20 protein-coding genes are annotated in these 15141 nt (G+C 59.9%); 7 read left to right on the forward strand and 13 right to left on the reverse strand.

The features are described from left to right. The first annotated feature begins 221 nt into the window (after nt 1–221). The 3 genes from AB4Z13_RS31865 to AB4Z13_RS31875 all read left to right on the forward strand — a co-directional run bounded on the left by AB4Z13_RS31865 (nt 222) and on the right by AB4Z13_RS31875 (nt 2723). Complete coding sequence (locus AB4Z13_RS31865; protein WP_246778895.1) at nt 222–374, forward strand: hypothetical protein; 153 nt, start codon at nt 222–224, stop codon at nt 372–374. A 201-nt stretch (nt 375–575) separates the two neighbouring features. Continuing rightward, entirely contained in the window at nt 576–1274 is a 699-nt protein-coding gene (locus AB4Z13_RS31870) for a hypothetical protein (RefSeq protein WP_439015662.1), read from the forward strand. Between the two features lie 96 nt (nt 1275–1370). Further along, the gene (locus AB4Z13_RS31875; RefSeq protein WP_442207710.1) at nt 1371–2723 is read left to right on the forward strand and encodes a hypothetical protein; all 1353 of its coding nucleotides are present in this window, start codon (nt 1371–1373) and stop codon (nt 2721–2723) included. Between the two features lie 132 nt (nt 2724–2855). Here AB4Z13_RS31875 and AB4Z13_RS31880 read toward each other — a convergent pair whose 3' ends face one another. Then, nucleotides 2856–3197, reverse strand: coding sequence for a hypothetical protein (locus AB4Z13_RS31880; protein WP_442207711.1), 342 nt, complete (start codon nt 3195–3197; stop codon nt 2856–2858). Nucleotides 3198–3387: 190 nt separating this feature from the next. Further along, nucleotides 3388–3732, reverse strand: a complete 345-nt coding sequence (locus tag AB4Z13_RS31885) for a hypothetical protein (RefSeq protein ID WP_442207712.1) — start codon at nt 3730–3732, stop codon at nt 3388–3390. Between the two features lie 303 nt (nt 3733–4035). Here AB4Z13_RS31885 and AB4Z13_RS31890 point away from each other — a divergent pair, with 303 nt between their 5' ends. Beyond that, nucleotides 4036–4245, forward strand: a complete 210-nt coding sequence (locus AB4Z13_RS31890) for a cold-shock protein (RefSeq protein WP_007826441.1) — start codon at nt 4036–4038, stop codon at nt 4243–4245. Between the two features lie 120 nt (nt 4246–4365). Continuing rightward, nucleotides 4366–4536 carry a hypothetical protein gene (locus AB4Z13_RS31895; RefSeq protein ID WP_310386614.1) on the forward strand — a complete coding sequence of 57 codons (171 nt, stop codon included), beginning with the start codon at nt 4366–4368 and terminating at the stop codon, nt 4534–4536. A 224-nt stretch (nt 4537–4760) separates the two neighbouring features. Here AB4Z13_RS31895 and AB4Z13_RS31900 read toward each other — a convergent pair whose 3' ends face one another. From AB4Z13_RS31900 to AB4Z13_RS31915, 4 genes are all read right to left on the reverse strand, one after another. Beyond that, a complete protein-coding gene (locus AB4Z13_RS31900) occupies nt 4761–5012 on the reverse strand; it encodes a hypothetical protein (RefSeq protein ID WP_310386612.1) in 252 nt (83 codons plus the stop codon). Nucleotides 5013–5084: 72 nt separating this feature from the next. Beyond that, entirely contained in the window at nt 5085–5327 is a 243-nt protein-coding gene (locus AB4Z13_RS31905; protein ID WP_025669007.1) for a hypothetical protein, read from the reverse strand. Between the two features lie 282 nt (nt 5328–5609). Then, complete coding sequence (locus AB4Z13_RS31910) at nt 5610–5888, reverse strand: hypothetical protein (protein WP_025669006.1); 279 nt, start codon at nt 5886–5888, stop codon at nt 5610–5612. A gap of 240 nt (nt 5889–6128) precedes the next feature. After that, entirely contained in the window at nt 6129–6470 is a 342-nt protein-coding gene (locus tag AB4Z13_RS31915; RefSeq protein WP_113325342.1) for a hypothetical protein, read from the reverse strand. Between the two features lie 228 nt (nt 6471–6698). Here AB4Z13_RS31915 and AB4Z13_RS31920 point away from each other — a divergent pair, with 228 nt between their 5' ends. Then, nucleotides 6699–8078 (forward strand): pyridoxal phosphate-dependent decarboxylase family protein, encoded by a 1380-nt coding sequence (locus tag AB4Z13_RS31920; RefSeq protein WP_442207713.1) that lies wholly within the window; start codon nt 6699–6701, stop codon nt 8076–8078. A gap of 142 nt (nt 8079–8220) precedes the next feature. Here the strand turns inward: AB4Z13_RS31920 and AB4Z13_RS31925 are convergent, their stop codons facing one another. From AB4Z13_RS31925 to AB4Z13_RS31955, 7 genes are all read right to left on the reverse strand, one after another. Further along, complete coding sequence (locus AB4Z13_RS31925) at nt 8221–8547, reverse strand: hypothetical protein (protein ID WP_442207714.1); 327 nt, start codon at nt 8545–8547, stop codon at nt 8221–8223. 161 nt (nt 8548–8708) lie between these two features. Then, on the reverse strand, nt 8709–9590 hold the full coding sequence (locus AB4Z13_RS31930; RefSeq protein ID WP_442207715.1) for a glycoside hydrolase family 108 protein: 882 nt from the start codon (nt 9588–9590) through the stop codon (nt 8709–8711). Nucleotides 9591–10058: 468 nt separating this feature from the next. Next, nucleotides 10059–10283, reverse strand: a complete 225-nt coding sequence (locus AB4Z13_RS31935) for a hypothetical protein (RefSeq protein ID WP_113325344.1) — start codon at nt 10281–10283, stop codon at nt 10059–10061. A 377-nt stretch (nt 10284–10660) separates the two neighbouring features. Beyond that, nucleotides 10661–13213 carry a CHC2 zinc finger domain-containing protein gene (locus AB4Z13_RS31940; protein ID WP_442207716.1) on the reverse strand — a complete coding sequence of 851 codons (2553 nt, stop codon included), beginning with the start codon at nt 13211–13213 and terminating at the stop codon, nt 10661–10663. A gap of 91 nt (nt 13214–13304) precedes the next feature. Further along, complete coding sequence (locus AB4Z13_RS31945) at nt 13305–13739, reverse strand: hypothetical protein (protein ID WP_442207717.1); 435 nt, start codon at nt 13737–13739, stop codon at nt 13305–13307. A gap of 77 nt (nt 13740–13816) precedes the next feature. Next, on the reverse strand, nt 13817–14029 hold the full coding sequence (locus AB4Z13_RS31950) for a hypothetical protein (RefSeq protein WP_442207718.1): 213 nt from the start codon (nt 14027–14029) through the stop codon (nt 13817–13819). Then, nucleotides 14022–14249, reverse strand: coding sequence for a hypothetical protein (locus AB4Z13_RS31955; protein WP_310386597.1), 228 nt, complete (start codon nt 14247–14249; stop codon nt 14022–14024). The genes AB4Z13_RS31950 and AB4Z13_RS31955 overlap by 8 nt, the downstream gene beginning before the upstream one ends. Nucleotides 14250–14520: 271 nt before the next feature. Here AB4Z13_RS31955 and AB4Z13_RS31960 point away from each other — a divergent pair, with 271 nt between their 5' ends. Continuing rightward, nucleotides 14521–15141 (forward strand): helix-turn-helix domain-containing protein, encoded by a 621-nt coding sequence (locus AB4Z13_RS31960; protein WP_442207719.1) that lies wholly within the window; start codon nt 14521–14523, stop codon nt 15139–15141.

Raw genomic sequence — 15141 nt, forward strand, 5'->3', positions numbered from 1 at the left:
AGAGAATAGTTTTCTGCGTCAAAGACTTGGCGCTTTCCTGTCTTTTTGCCGGCACCGCTCTTCCCGCGCCGGAATCCCATCCTTTGTACTGCCGTGAATCGATAGTCTTGACTTCTCCGAAAATGAGAACAAAATAAGAACAAATAAACGTTCTCATCTATGTTCTGATGGAGAGTTCGATGGCAGCAAGCCCGAGTTATTCAGGAGCAGCAGACAAGGCCATGGCCTTTGCCGCGCAGTTGCGCGCAGACCGCGAGCGCCACGAAGCGCGCAGGCGGGAAGAACAACGCCGCATCGAGGCGATGCGGCCGATCAACAAACATGTGCTGAAGGTGTTTGGCGGGCAGCAGCTGGCGCTGAAGCTGAATAGCTGAGCCATAAGATATGCCCTGCGGCAATAGAGACGTTGCGGTCAATAGTGGTCGCGGGGTGTGGCTGATGCGATGGGATATATAGGGTACTGTTTGTGAGGTGCCTCGCTTATTTCTCTGATATTTTTACCAGTTTTTGAACGGGTTGTGGACGGTTCGCAATTTCAGACATAGAAGATTTGCAACTATTCAGGGTGGGGTTTCATGATGAGAATAAATTGGGCTCTGTCCGCAATCGCGGCCGGTGTCGTCGTCATTTCAATCTTTGCGACAAGTGATGCCGCGATGGCGCAGAGTGCCAATGCGCCGGCTGCCAAGGCAGAGGACAAGGCGAGCGATTATGACGATCCTTTTGTTGAAGCCATGCTCGCGGACCACCCGGCTGAAGTGCGGGCGATCAACAGGAAGCTTGTTGCAGGTGATCGCGAGGGGGCGATAGAGGCCCTGACCGACATCTATACGGAATACGGGTTGTCGGCACTTGGACGCGCCAGCGATGCCTATGCGATCGATGTGGCTAGGAAGGCAGGCGCGGTCGTTGATGTGCTTTCCAGCTGGGAGCCTGAGGGTTGCAGGTACTTCGTATCTTTTTCGGCGCATCCCGACGGAAACTCCGTTCCAGAGATTACTGACCGCATCCGGAATTTTCGACAAGCCCAGCTTCTTGCCTATGAAGATGGAAAGTCGCGGGCGCCGGTCGCGAGATTGTCTTCAATCGAGTTTCTGGATTTGGTGAATGAGTATCTTGGAGTGAGCAACATCGAGATGAGCCTGTTTCTCATTCCCGAGAAGGTTCCGGATGCGCAGATGTGCTCGATCCTGAAGAGATATTGGAACGTCTCGGGCGTGCCGGAAGCCCGCAGAGGCGACTGGGCGAGGGATGTCATTTCAGTCAAGCAATAGGGTCGCGTGTGGGCTGTCGCCGCCGGTGACGCCGCGCATGCTGCCCGGCAAAGCGGCACAACTGATGGTCTTTGATAAAGAATTGCAACTATTGGGGTGGGTTTCGTGAAAAGATTATTATCGCTGCTGGCTGCCGTCGCGTTCCTCGCATCGGGCGCAATCGCGCAAGATGCCAAGGAAGATCCTGTGGATATGGTGATCCGATTGACCGGACGGATAAATCCTTATCTACAGGCCATTTATCGGGATCACAGGGATATCGTACTGAAAGTCTACGCGGAGACGGGCCGTCAGAAATGGGTTGAACAGAAGAAAACCCTTGCGACGGTCATCGACAGGTATGGCACTCCGGCCCTCTCGCGCGCAGGCGACAGTGCCGTGATTGCAGTCATGGACAAGACGGCCGCGCTTGCCGATATCGTGGCCGCCAAATATCCCGAAGGCTGCGAGTATTTCTTCACCGGCAATATGCCTGACTGGTATTCCGTTGTGGAAGTCAGAAACGGTCGGATGGATGATCTGCGAGCGAAAACCTATGCTTATGAGGATGGGAAATTCCGCGCTCCGGTTGCCTTGATGTCCGGCAAGGAGCTGTACCGGATCATGACGCGGTACCTGGGAATGACCGGGAGCGAGATAGACAAGGTGCTGAAAGCTCCTGCCGGGGTGAGCGACCAAGACATGTGCTCGATCGCAAAGAAACTCTATAACGTACGCGCTTTGCCAAAAGAGCTGCAGGGCGATTGGGGCAGGGCGTTGCTCTCGCTGGGTCCGTCCCCGGAGAAGCAAAAGCCTGCCGCAGATGCGAAGCCCGCATCGGACTCGGCTGCGCAGGAAACGAAGGCTGGCTCCTTCGAAAAGGAGATGCAGGTTCTCGCTGGTATCAATCCTTTCGTTCACGCGGTCTTCATGGATCACGAGGATGAAGCGCGGCAGCTGTTTGCCAAGGCCGAAGCCTCGGGGGGCAATATCGATCCGCGAGCGCAAGCAGCTGCCATGGTGGCCAAATACGGCAATCCTGCGCTGTCGCGGGCAAGCGATGCCATTGCGATCGATGTCTTGAAGAAGACGGCTGCGCTCAACGAGGCTCTTGCGCGATACTATCCGCAGGGCTGCAAGGATCTTATGAGTATGCGGGTGTCTCAGACCGCGCAGGCCGTTCCACAGATCAAGGAGAGCTATTGGCAAGTTATGGAAGCCAAGCGCCTGGCCTATGAGGACGGGAAAATGCGGGAGCCCGCGACCGTTACGCTGACCGCTCAGGACATCGTGCAAATGATCACGCAGCGCCTGGGCGTGACCATGGACGAATTGAATAAGCTGACGAAACTTGCCGAACTCAGCGACGAAGAGGCTTGCTCGATAACGATGAGGCTCAACACGATCGATCCCGTTCCAGAGGCGCAGCGCGGCAGCTGGGCGAGGGCCGCCATGTCATGGAGCGGCTGAGTCTTGCCGCTGGGAGCCGTTTCACCGCCCGATATCGGCGGAATTTGCGAGCCGGTACGTCAATCACGCTCGCAGGTCCTGTTAAGCCAGCGAGCGTGAACGGCAGTTGCGACAGACGACCGGTCTTGCGCCTCAGCGACCCTGGAAGATCTTGACGAGCTTCGGGGTATAGCGACGATTGCTGAGGTCGAGCGCGTCCTGATAGGTGGCGCGACCGGAGACGAGGGCCTTCAGATACCGGCTGCAGGCAACGCGCGGAGCGTCCTTCTCCGATACGTTCATGACGACAGCTGCGTTGCGATGCCAGGCGGCATCGGTTGCACTCATGCGCTTGGTGCACATGTTCAGAACTTCGGTCCGTGCCCGCGGGCTGCCCTGCAGCATCGTCACCGTTGCATCGTATTCCTGCTCGGTCGGCGCGCAGCCGGCGAGAAGTCCTGTGGCAAGCAATATCATTGCAATATAAGCGCGCATGATTATCCCTCAATTATAATGCGGCAGCGTTTGTGCTGTGATGGCGAGGATTCCTTATTTTGATTCTCGCCTCGCGGGAATTATACTCTTGGGATTTTTCAATTTATTCTAAACAGAGTTGAAAATTGCGGGCGTGATGACGCGCGTGTGGCAGCCGTGTTTTCAATGTACCGCGTGGTGCAGATGCAGATTATTTGCGCGTAGCGCTTTCTTCCGTCGCATCAATGATGATGCTGGCTCCGGCCTCATCGATGATGATGCTGGACGGCGGCAGGCCCTGGATTGCGAAACGGCTTTCAAATTCGGTATTCCCGGTTTGCCGCAGGATCTGCTGCCTGTCCTGCATGATCCTTATTGCTGTCAGCAATGCTTCTTCGCGGCGCATGCCGCGTCTGAAGAGAGCAAGTGCCTTGCTGGCAGCCTGTGCGAACAGCTCCGGCGCTGCGGCTTCGTCATATCCGGCGCTTTTGAGTACGCGTGAAAGCAGGTTGATATCGTCGCCGTCGAGAAAGGTCTGATGGATGGAGGAAGACATCGCGTCCTCCTTTCGGTCGGGGCCAGGGTGTGGATGCCCTTAACCAACAGCGCCCGGAAAGATGGCTGCTGACCAGCCAACATGCGCCTGTTTTACCAGTGCGGCAACGGGCGAAAACCAAATAAAAATAAATGTAACCTTGTTATGAACACAAACATAGCCTATCTCTTCAAAATCGAATTTGCTTCGTTAGCTTCGTTTTTGCGCAAAGGCGCATTGGCTAATCTTTCCTCTCAAGCTCGACCATTTACGGCCCGCATCCAGCGGGCGCAGTAATTCTATGCGATTGAAAGGAAAATCGTTATGAATACAGGTATTGTAAAGTTTTTTAACACGGCAAAGGGCTTCGGCTTCATCTCGCCTAAGGATGGCTCGCCTGACGTGTTCGTTCATATTTCTGCTGTCGAACAGTCCGGCATGTCCTTCCTGCGTGAAGGCCAGTCCGTGAGCTTCGATCTGGTGCAGGACCCCCGCAGCGGCAAGAACGCCGCGCAGAACCTCGCCTCTGAATAAACAATCGGCTCGCACCCCCGCTTTGACCACGGATGTACTGGCACTGCGGACTTGCGAACCCTGGAAAGGTCGGGCCAGCCCCGGCCTTTTTATTTGCGAGCAACTTTCCGGGAGAGAAAAATGAGCAAGACAGACGCAGCACAGCTGCTTCGACGTGCCGAGCGCCAGCTGGCCAACACCAGCGGCGGCGGGCACCTTGGAGGCACGAATTTCGGTCAGGCGCTGGACGCCAAGACGTCGTCAGCCAAAGACAAGAACGATAAAAGCCGCAAGCCACAGCGCGGAAGGTAAGCCCGGCGGGCCACCCGCCAGGTCAAAAAAAGCGCTCAGCCATACGAGGTGGCTGAGCGCTTTTTTATTGCCGCCGCACTGGGTCTACAGCTTCTCATAAAAAATCCGCGGCCGCGCCTCAATATCCAAAAATTCGGACTATCAAAATTAAAGGACACCGGCTTTGCAGCCGGCCGACCGGCGCGTCAACCGCAGGCCAGTCCATCCCCGCCGACAGCAGCGGCTCAATGCTTGCTGTTGTTGCGAGCCGGATGGGCCATCTGGAAATTGCCAAGGAGCGTGATCGCCTCCATGACGACAGCGTTGGTCGTCGGCGAAGGATCATGCGCCAGTATCTGCGCATCGGCGCGCAGGCGCTCGGCGAGACAATCCATGGCCTTGTACGCCTCATCGCCCTGCTGGCGGGCAATCACGGCTGAGAATTGCAGCGCGTCGCTCAGAAGCTTGAGGGTCTCAAGGCGTTCTTCGAGCGACATATCGTTTATCGGAGGCTGGGTGGTCATGGCCATAAAAGCCGAGCTTGCGGGGTCAGGGGAGATGACACCGGTTTATTGATACCGCGAGCGGCGGACGGCAGGCTTGCGCTTGGCTTTTGCTGCGACAGGCTCGCCTACCTCCTGAAGGCTGCTTGCCTCACGCTCCAGCCGCAAGGCGCGCAGCTTCGCCGTCTTTGCATCGCGCTGGCGCGCTTCGGTCGCCATGATTGCATAGGCCGCGTGAGGCGGTTCCTCGGCCTTGCGGGCGGGCGGCCGGCCCTGTTGTTTGAAAAAGCGCTCTTTGGTGGCGGCCATGGGGTTTCCTAACGCCGGTGGACAGGCCCACAACGGGCTTGTCAAGAGAGGGGATTTGGCTCGGCGCCGACGCGCGCTAGGACAAACTTTATCCTATCCAAACTAGGCTTTCGGCGGGCTTTTACAAGGGCCGTCGCGCCCGTCCGGATGCAGCTCGGCGCATCCCCCGGGCGACCCTCGGGGGATCGCAAGAGGCGACCGTGGGGATCGGCTCGACCTGGAGGATCGCAAGCTACCTCGGGGGATCGGCTCGACCGTGGAGGATCGCTAGCGACCTCGGGGTCAATGCAATGTCGACTTGTTGCCCGAATGGCTCAGCTCGAAGCGCCCGAGCAGGTTCATGGCTTCGGCAATGACATCAATGGCGACCTCGGAGCGATCGGTCGATATTGCAGCACCATCGCGCAGCAGCCTGTCGGCCAGTTCCTCCAGCGGCTTGCAGAGCATGTCGCCTGCCTGCCTGGCGACGATCGCCGAAAAATGCAGCGTCTGGCTCAGCCGCCGCAGCGTATCGGCGCGCTCCTCCGTACTCATCTCTTCAATACGCTTCGGTTTTTTCATGCGCTCTCCTTCGAAAGGTGGCGCATCCAGATGGCGACGCGGTCGCCGAACAGGCCATTAGGGGTAATCTAGAGCATTTCCGTTTTTATTCGAATCATGAAGATGCTCTATCTCTTTGTTTAACGCAGTTCCTGACGCAAAACCGCTGCGCAGTTTTGCCGGAATTGCTGACGCCGGCGATCACGCCCGCTTTGTCGTCAAAATATCGGGCGTGAAGGGCAGGGGTGACAGGCGGTCAGCCTATCGGCCCTGGAAGATCTTGATCAGTTTCGGGGTGTAGCGGCCATTTTTGATGTCGAGCGTATCCTGATAGGTTATGCTGCCGGAAACGATCGCTTTCGTGTATCGGCTGCAGGCAACTTTCGGAGCGTCCTTTTCTGCCACGTTCATCACGACAGCGGCGTTATGGCGGGCCTTCTTGTCGGAAAAGCCGAGGCGCCTTATGCACTCGTCCAAAAGCCCGTTTCTCTCACGCTCGCTGCCTCGCAACACTCTGACAGCTGCATCATATTGCTTCTCGGTCGGCACGCAGCCGGTGAGCAATCCGGTGGCGATCAGTGTCATTGCAATATAGGCGCGCATGATTATCCCTTAATTATGCTGCTGACAGCGCTTGTGCTGTGACGAGAAGGGCATCTTTATTTTGATTCTCGCATCGCGGGAATTATGTTCTTTGCATTCTTCAATTTATTCTAGATTCGGTTGAAAATTGCATGAGAGTGGGTGATGCGCGTATGGCGGCGGGGCTGAAGGCTCTTGTTGCCGATGTCGGGGAGGACCCGCCTTTCGGTGGGGATGGAGGATAATGAGATGCAGGCATTGGAGACGTCCGATCGCGAACTCAACGCCCTGATGGCGGAGGCGATGGCCTTTGCCGGCGATTACTGGGCCTCGCTCGAAGAGCGGCCTTCCTATCCCATGACCAGCAGTGCCGAGACGGCGCGGCTTTTCGATCGGCCCTGGCCGGATGCGGGCAGGGGCAGAGCGGTTCTCGATGACATAAGGGCGATGGCCGAGCATGTGCGGCCCTCGACGGGGCGGTTCTTCGGCTACGTCGCGGGCTCGGGCGAGCCGGTCGGCGCTGTCGGGGATTTTCTGGCCTCCGTGTTCAACCAGAATGTCACCTCCTGGCGCTCGGCGCCGGCGGCTGTCACCATCGAGCGCGCCGTCATCGGCTGGCTGGCGGAAGCGATCGGCTGCGACGGCTATTCGGGAAGCCTTTGCGGTGGCGGCTCGATGGCCAATCTCATGGGGCTGGCGATCGCCCGCGAAAGCAAACTGCCCGCCAATGATGAGGGCGCGCGGCCGGGCGTCGTCTATGCGTCGCAGGAGGTGCATATGTCGATCCCCAAGGCGATGGCGCTCTTGGGTCTTGGCCGCAGCAACCTTTGCCTGATCCCCGTCGATGCGGATTTCCGCATGCGGACCGATGCGCTAATCGCGGCAATCGCCGATGACCGGAAGGAGGGCAGGGCGCCGCTTGCCATTGTCGCCAGCGTCGGTTCGGTCGCGACAGGGGCGATCGATCCGCTGCGCGAGATTGCCGGCATTGCTAAGGCCGAAGGCCTCTGGCTGCATGTCGACGGCGCCTTCGGTGTGCTGGCGGCTCTTGCCGCGCCGGAAAAGTTCGACGGGCTCGATCTTGCCGACACGATCTCGCTCGATGCGCATAAATGGCTTTACCAGCCGATCGATTGCAGCTGCCTGCTTTACCGCGAGCGCGATGCGGCGCGCAAAACCTTCTCCCACAGCGGCGACTATGTAAAAATCTTCAACCAGGATCCCGGCGAGGCCTTCGCCTTCTTCGACGAAACGATCGAGCTTTCCCGCCGTTTTCGGGCGCTGAAGCTCTGGCTGTCCCTGCAATATCACGGCCGCGAAGCCTATCGCGAGGCGATCGCCCGCGATCTCAGGCACGCCCAACTGCTCGCAACCGCCATCCAGTCCCACGAGGAGCTGGAACTGCTGGCGCCGGTGCCGCTCAGCGCCGTCTGCTTTCGCCATCGCAGCAAGAGCAACGAGGCCATTCTGCAGCGGGTGATTTCGCGCGGACGGGTGTATCTCTCGAATGCGACGATCAACGGGGAGTTTGCGCTGCGGGCGTGTTTCGTGAACCATCGGACGCGGCCGGAGGATGTGGCGGAGATTGTCGCTGAGGTGGTGGAAGCGGCGAGGGAGGTGAATGAGTGAGGTATTGGAAAACAGGATGGAAGCATAAATAGCTTAGCCCCCTCATCACGCCAGGCGGTCGCAAGGTGCAGACGAGATATAAGAGCACGGAAACCGTGCTTTTACGCGGTATTTGTGACGCTGAGGGCTGCGAGAGCTAACCTCATCCACTCAAATGAAGATTGCCTATCGTCGTCATTGTGACTGGTCGAAGCATAAGAACTTCTAGAGAGCAATGCGTCCTCGTCGCATCGCTCACAAGCCGCACCCAGTTGTAGTTCCATCTGGGATAGTCGCGGGCAATTTTCTCAAATTGCGGAATCTGTCTAGACGTTGAGTAGTCCATCCAGTTGATCAGATTGCCGTCGACCCTCCAGAGCTCTCGCAGTTGTTTATGAAACGCGCGACGAATGGCGTGTTTATGGGCCGGTCGTTTGGAGTTGTTACCTGAGGAGAGCAATTCCCCTTCATAGAACAGCCTGAATTTCACATATTCCTCCAAGTCACTCGTCTGAAGATATTCCGCGATCAAACGGGCAATTCGAGATATTGTCGAGTATCATCAACCATCCTTTGCAGGCTAAGGCGTGTTATCGCTCAATTGCAGTAGTGACCGATGCGGAAGCATTTGCGTAGACTAGAGCGAAGGCTTCAGGACTCGACGTTGCTGCCCAATGCTCGCTCGGCCATCTGCCCATACGCCTCCGCACGCTCCTTCGCCCGCACCGCCTTCCACACCAGCACGCCCGCCACGACCAGCCCAATCAGCATCACCGCGCCAAGCACCAGCAAATTCGGCTCTGTCGGCAGCACTGCACCTGTGCCCGCGCCACCCGACGCCGAGACCGCAATCGCTGCAACCGCCTTCCGCAGCGTCGCGGCAGCCTTCTCCGCCTTGCTTGCCTCATCCGCCAGCGCCGCCTTAGCATCCACGCCCGGCTGGCCGCGCAGGAACATCGCAACGGCCTTTGCCTCGACCTTCGCCACGCGCGCCGACCAGCCCTTGCCGTAGGTTTTCCAGATCGCCAGGCTTTGCATGAAGCTGAGCCGCTGGGCGCAGAGGGCTTTGATTTCCTTAGTGCCGGCGGTTGCGGCCTTGGCGCGGGTGAGGGGGCCGGGTTTGCCATCGGCGGGGGCGCCGATCACGGTTTGGGCGTCTCGCAGGGCGCGGGTGGGGCCGGAGTTGACGGCGTAGTCGAAGGTGGCGAGGTCGAAGCCTGGGGGAAGAGTGTCGCCGCCGATTTCATCCCAGTATTTGGCCTTGTAGATGGGTTTGACGTCATTGAGCGTCAGGTTGCGGATGTCGAGATTGGGGAAGGCGGCGGCCGAGATGCCGTATTTGGTGCCTTTCAGCGTGCCCTTGCCGATCTTGCCGCCGGTCCAGTTGCCGGGGTCGGTGCGTTCCATGGAGAGGCCGCCTTCGGATTGCAGGGTGATCGAGAGGCATTCGGGGAAATTCGCGCTGGTCATGCCGCGTTCCTTTTTTAGTGGATCGCGACAAGTTTCTGATGGCAACAGTTGTGCCTGTTGCATGACGATCTCCGGCGGAACGCCTGGCAATCAGGCTCACTCACGCACTCTCTCCGGGGCGATCGGGATGGCTCCCATCGCCATTTGAGAAAGGATGACAGCCGGGTTTAACCGGAGCGCTGCCGGGATTTTCTGCAGGCGGGTTTCGGATCGAAACGTCGGCGAGTGCCCTGATTTCCTCACGGACGAGTGACCGCCGCCTCCGTTACAGGAGAACAGAGTGGGGCGCGGCGGCCGGCTTTTGAGGGCCTGTAGCAGAACCACGAGCCTGAAAGATCGTTCCAAAAAAAAGCCTAATCAAATAGGGCTATGGGACGGTTCCCAGGACCGGAATGTCGCGCCGGGAAAGCCTGTGCAAGGCAGGCAGGTTCTTCCATGACGGTCGACAGACGATCACCGTTACCTTTTGCGACCGGGGGGCGGAAAGTGCAGCGTTTCGCTCAGCAACAGCCGAGCCTCGAAGCTACAGGCTTACGGCTCCTGCAATTCGCCTCTTTCGCGAAGCTTCAGGATGCCGAGCTGGATGACCTTTATGAGATCGGCCTGCAGGGGGCCGTGACTCTCCTGATATTCTTCCAGGGTCGGCTTGGTGACGGTCACATAGGCGAGCGCCGACACGTGATCATCCTTCACCGCCTGGGCGCCGAGATCCCAGATGCGGTCAAACAGTATGCGGTCGAGATCCTGGCGTGACATGCTATTTCTCTTCCATTCCATATTTTCTTATTGGCCATATCTTCTCATTGGCCATGTCTTCTTGCCGGCCTTAACGCTGACGCCGCGGCAAGAGCGGACTGCAGGCGATCAGCCAAAAAACAGCTGCCGAGGCTCAGCAAGCGCGACACTGACGGCAAAGCCCACCACATAATGTGGTTCTCGGTTGGGTACCGGGCGCTCGTGGTTCGGAACGAGCCTGCCGCAGGGGGGTGGGCGGGCTTCAAAAAGCACAGCTTCGCGGGCTGGATAGAAGAGCCGACCACTTATGCACATGGTCACATCTCCCAGCGGAAGGCGAGTCAATTTTTACGCGAGACTGTTATGGCTGTTGATCGAAAATCCGGCCGCTCCTCGCCTCAGAAGACGTCGGCGTAACTGGTCGATCCCATCAGCGTGCTTTCCTTCAATATCACGCCATGCGCCACCGTGCCGGTCGCAAACCGCACCAGGCGCACATCGGGCATGGATTTCAGGCGCTGGGAGAAGGTGTTGACGGGCGGCAGGAAGCTTTCGCGGTAGCCCTGGTCGATCGCCCATTTGCGGAAATCCTCGAAGAGTTTTGCGGTGCGCAGCCAGCCGCCGGCGGGCTCGGTCTGCGCCGGCTCGACGCGGATATCGAACCATTCGTTGAGCGGGTCGAGCAGCAGCCAGGCGTTCAGCGCTTCCTTCGAGCTTTCGGGCATGGTGTAGCCGCCGTTGCGCTTCAGCCGCTGGGCGCCTGACACGGCGAAACCGAGCAGCAGTTCCAATTCTTCCCTAGCGATGCGCTCGGCAATATCGGGGATGACCTCATGCTCGGGAATGCTGCGGTTGAACTGGATGACGACGAGGCGGCGGCGAAGGCCGCGGTCGATACCGCCATTGAAGCGCGGCAGGGTGTTGGTGGTGAAGCAGTGCAGTGCCCGGGGAATGAAGCTCTGGACATCCTTGTAGAGGCTGCGGCCTTCGATCGGGTTGCCGGTGACGGCCGCCTTGAATTCCTCGCCTGATATGGCCGCCGCACTCAGCTCGTCGGCGACGTTCGCCGCCTTGCCGGCGAGATTGATGATGCGCTTCTCATCATTGAAGAAGGCGGGCGAGATGGAGGAGACGGCGCCTTCAGGCAGCAGCGCGCGGAAGAGCGCGGCGATGGTGGATTTGCCGTTGCTGGCGGTCTCGCCGAGCAGGATGAAGGCCTTCGGCTGGCGGATGCGGGTGGCAAGGCCGAAGGCAGCCGCTCCCAGCATTTCGGCCACGAGGCTGATCTTGTCGGCAGCATCAGGATCGCCCTGAAAGGCGCCGTAGAGCAGCTTGTGCAGCAGCGAGCGCTCGGGCGGATGGCTTTCGGTGTGCAGGTTATAGTCCGCGGCGATTGTGAAGCGGAAGCGATCGTCAGGGTCATGGGGGCGGCAGATCACCTTGCCGGTCTCATCCAGCGTGATGGTGCAGTTCAGCGCGTTGACGCCGATGGTGGGATTGCCGAAGAAGCCGGCCTCGGCGGTGCGCGTGCCGAACTCGTTGACGACGCCGTCAATCATGTGCCTGCCGAGCTTCAGCGGCTTTTCCTTCGGGCCGATGCCAATAGCATCGAAGGCATGCATGGCAAGGCGGATCTTCTGTTCGGGAATGGGGCGCCAGGCGGAGGGGCCATAGGCCCAGAATTTGCCATCGGCACGGACGATCCGTCCGCCGCAGGCCTTTGCCAGATGCTCGTTGAAGATGCGCGCCAGCCAGACTTCCGAGCCGAAAGGCTGGCTCGGAAACCATTCCGGCATGCTGTCTATGCCATCGGCGCCCGGCGGCGGCGCCTTCGGTACGTGCTGGTCCTGCTCTTCTGCCGATGTCGGCGGCTCGACCGGGGCGGGCGCATGGCGGCGGATGGTGGCGCGCATGTAAGCATCGAGCTCGAGGCGCGTCCAGCCGGCATCGACGGCATCGGCACTATCCCAGCCGCGGCAGGGAAGGTGACCCGCCTGCCAGTCGGAATAGGTGAAATGCCTGAGATCAGAGGCGGCTCCAGCATCGGTAAAACCTGTCAGCCGGACCCGTGCCCCGAGGGCGGAGAGAATGGCGGCGATCTCGTCTGCCGTCGAAAGGCCGGGCGCATCGAAATCCGGCCAGATCACCACATCGCGGCCTGATAGCGGCGACCAGTCTGTGTGTTTGACGCCCTGCGTGCCGCCGGCCCAGGAGAGCACGGTGCGGCCGGATTTATGCGCCAGCCGGTCGCGGCATTTTTCGCCCTCGACGACGATGACCTGCTTCGTCTTGCCGAGATTATCCAGCCCATAGAGCGGGCGCGGCTTGGGAAAGGGGTAGCGGCACCAGGTCTCCTTGCCGTCGGGCAGACGGGCGAACATGACCATCGGCGTTTCCTTGGCCCCATCGGGCAGGTCATGCCGCAGCACATAGCCGATCAGCGCGCCATCGGCCTCGCGATAGGGAAAGACCATGGAAGGGGCGAATGAGCCCCATTCGGAGCGGTCGCCCTTGCGCTTGGGATTAAAGAGGCGGATGCGGGCGCCTGATTTGACCGGCTCGGATGGAGGCGGAAGCGGCGTGATGCCCTCGTAGGGGTCGCCCATCTGCGGTGCGCGTGGCGTGATGTTCGGCCTGATATGGCCGCCATCGAGATGCCTGTTGCCATCGAGATGGCTGACGCCATCGAGGATCCGAATGGCTTCCGCGAGATCGACGCCCTTGATCTGCCGCACGAAATCCAGGACATCGCCGCCGGCGCCACAGCCGAAACAATGGAAGCGCTCAATGCCATCCTGCCCCCTGAAGATGGTGAAGGAGGGCGTCTCCTCGGCGTGGAAGGGGCAGCAGGCGACATGCTCATGCCCGTTCCTCTGCAGCCTGCAGCCATAGCGCGCTGCTGTCTCGGACAGCGACACATCGCGGCGAAGCCGTTCGAGATCTGCAGGCATGTTGCGGCTCTTGCAATGGGTGTTGTCAGTATCGCAACATGGCCGGTGCAGAACGGGCGACGGCCATGGTCATTTCGTGCGTTTTCGGGGATTAACGGGAGGCAGTGCTCGGGAATTTGCCTTCCAGCACCAGCCGGTAGCCGCGGCGATAGCCGACATTGGCAATGCCGATGCCGGAGCCTTCGAGCTTCTGGCGCAGGTGGCAAAGGGCCACCTTGAAGGCGAGGTACATCCTGTCCGGCGAGGGGCCGCCATCGGGATCGTCGATATACATGGCGGTGAAGATGCGCTCGGTGATGACGGGCAGGCCCTTGCCCTTCCAGACCGCCTCGAAGATGCGCCCTTCCATCGGCGTGATGCCATAGTGATCGATGACGATCTCGGGGGCGGGAATGGTGACCGGCTGCTTGCAGCAGGGGCAGAGCAGCGGCTTGGTGATGGTGAGCGGGCCAGCCGTCTGAGGGGTAGCGGCAGGCGGGGTGGCGGCTTTCCCGGCCGGTCGTGTCGTGATGGTCTGCATGTTCATCCTCACTGGTTTTCTAGTGCGAGCCGCCTCACCGGGCGGGCCGCGATGTCGTGACGTTGCGAACTGATTTCGGATGCCTACGGCTGGGCCATCACCATCGCGCGGATGCGGTCTTCGAAGAGGGCAAGGCGGCGCAGCCGGTTGGCGAGATGCACGAGGTCGTCGACCGCTTCGTCATTGATGAGCAGCAACGCCTCGCCGGCGGCCGCCCCGCCATGCATGACGCAGCGCCCGATCAGCGCATCGATCAGCTCCGATTGCGCCAGCATGGAAAGCGGCTCTTTACGCATCCTCCTCCTCCGGCATCAGATCGGAGAGGGTGAGCGAAACACCATGGCGTCTTGCCGCCTGCAGAAGCATCAGCTGGTCGCGACCGTTGATGAGGCCGCGCTCATCGCGCAGCGCCCGCGAAATCTTGGAGCGGTGGCGCTTGAGCTCGGCTGCGAGCTCGCTCGGCGTCAGCGCCAATTTGGCGGCAACCTTCTGCCAGGGCGTCGGGGCCTTTGCCATGCTGATCTTCCCTCCTGTCATGCGGCTCTTGTTGTTGGAGTTGAGATTATGTTGTCGAAATCGCAACGTCAATCTCAAATAGGAAAAAATACCTATCTTTTGCGTCCCTGCCTTTGAACGAACGTTTTTCGGCGGAAAGGCGGGTCGTGTTGCAACTTGAGCAGATCAACCATGTCAAAGGTTGACGGTAAAAAGCCCGGTGCAGTTGCTTGCGCCTTGTTGCGTTTTTTGCAACAAATAAGCAACGCTGCATATGTGCATGGGGACGCTGATGGCTGAGATCGATGGCAACTGGTTTCACAACCAGCTTGATGACAGGGGGCAATCGCTGCGCGCGCTCGCCCGTCATCTCGGCAAGGATGCCTCCGCCGTCTCCCGCACCTTCTCGGGCAAACGCAAGATGACGATGGAGGAGGCCGCCGAGATCGCGTCCTTCCTCGGCGTATCCGTGACCGAGGTCATGCACCATGCGGGAATCACGCGTGAAGGCGAGGGGCTGGGGCCGAAGATCCTGCTCTCGGCCGTGATCGGCGAGGATGGCGAAGTCCGTTCGCTTCCCGAGCCGCAGCCGCTGCCGCAGGCCGTGCTCGACAAGGCGCAGCTCTCGATCGGCGCCGGCCGCAACCGGCGGATCATCGCTGCCCAGGTGCGGGCCTCCACCGGCGCGCTGTCGATCTGGGACGATGCCGTGCTGCTCTTTGCGCCGACCGATGGCATCGAGCCCGGCGCGATCGGCGCGCTTTCGATCTGCTGCCTTTCCGGCGGCAAGCAGATCCTCGCCAAGCTCGACCGCGCCCGCAAGACCGGCGAGGCGAGGGTGGTTTCGCCTGATGGCGGGATCGGGGAGGCGGTGCTCACGACGGCGACGCCGGTGCTGGCGCTGATACCGTAG

The organism is Rhizobium sp. YAF28 (assembly GCF_052113285.1).
GTDB lineage: Bacteria > Pseudomonadota > Alphaproteobacteria > Rhizobiales > Rhizobiaceae > Rhizobium.

Excerpts from the sequence above, each read along its gene's own strand:
- AB4Z13_RS31935 (WP_113325344.1), bottom strand. The coding sequence starts at position 10,283 with ATGTCACGCCAGGATCTCGACCGCATACTGTTTGACCGCATCTGGGAT.
- AB4Z13_RS31895 (WP_310386614.1), top strand. The coding sequence starts at position 4,366 with ATGAGCAAGACAGACGCAGCACAGCTGCTTCGACGTGCCGAGCGCCAG.
- AB4Z13_RS31955 (WP_310386597.1), bottom strand. The coding sequence starts at position 14,249 with ATGGCAAAGGCCCCGACGCCCTGGCAGAAGGTTGCCGCCAAATTGGCG.
- AB4Z13_RS31865 (WP_246778895.1), top strand. The coding sequence starts at position 222 with ATGGCCTTTGCCGCGCAGTTGCGCGCAGACCGCGAGCGCCACGAAGCG.
- AB4Z13_RS31905 (WP_025669007.1), bottom strand. The coding sequence starts at position 5,327 with ATGGCCGCCACCAAAGAGCGCTTTTTCAAACAACAGGGCCGGCCGCCC.
- AB4Z13_RS31890 (WP_007826441.1), top strand. The coding sequence starts at position 4,036 with ATGAATACAGGTATTGTAAAGTTTTTTAACACGGCAAAGGGCTTCGGC.
- AB4Z13_RS31945 (WP_442207717.1), bottom strand. The coding sequence starts at position 13,739 with ATGAACATGCAGACCATCACGACACGACCGGCCGGGAAAGCCGCCACC.
- AB4Z13_RS31930 (WP_442207715.1), bottom strand. The coding sequence starts at position 9,590 with ATGCAACAGGCACAACTGTTGCCATCAGAAACTTGTCGCGATCCACTA.
- AB4Z13_RS31900 (WP_310386612.1), bottom strand. The coding sequence starts at position 5,012 with ATGTCGCTCGAAGAACGCCTTGAGACCCTCAAGCTTCTGAGCGACGCG.
- AB4Z13_RS31950 (WP_442207718.1), bottom strand. The coding sequence starts at position 14,029 with ATGCGTAAAGAGCCGCTTTCCATGCTGGCGCAATCGGAGCTGATCGAT.
- AB4Z13_RS31885 (WP_442207712.1), bottom strand. The coding sequence starts at position 3,732 with ATGTCTTCCTCCATCCATCAGACCTTTCTCGACGGCGACGATATCAAC.
- AB4Z13_RS31920 (WP_442207713.1), top strand. The coding sequence starts at position 6,699 with ATGCAGGCATTGGAGACGTCCGATCGCGAACTCAACGCCCTGATGGCG.
- AB4Z13_RS31910 (WP_025669006.1), bottom strand. The coding sequence starts at position 5,888 with ATGAAAAAACCGAAGCGTATTGAAGAGATGAGTACGGAGGAGCGCGCC.
- AB4Z13_RS31880 (WP_442207711.1), bottom strand. The coding sequence starts at position 3,197 with ATGCGCGCTTATATTGCAATGATATTGCTTGCCACAGGACTTCTCGCC.
- AB4Z13_RS31940 (WP_442207716.1), bottom strand. The coding sequence starts at position 13,213 with ATGCCTGCAGATCTCGAACGGCTTCGCCGCGATGTGTCGCTGTCCGAG.
- AB4Z13_RS31960 (WP_442207719.1), top strand. The coding sequence starts at position 14,521 with ATGGCTGAGATCGATGGCAACTGGTTTCACAACCAGCTTGATGACAGG.
- AB4Z13_RS31870 (WP_439015662.1), top strand. The coding sequence starts at position 576 with ATGATGAGAATAAATTGGGCTCTGTCCGCAATCGCGGCCGGTGTCGTC.
- AB4Z13_RS31915 (WP_113325342.1), bottom strand. The coding sequence starts at position 6,470 with ATGCGCGCCTATATTGCAATGACACTGATCGCCACCGGATTGCTCACC.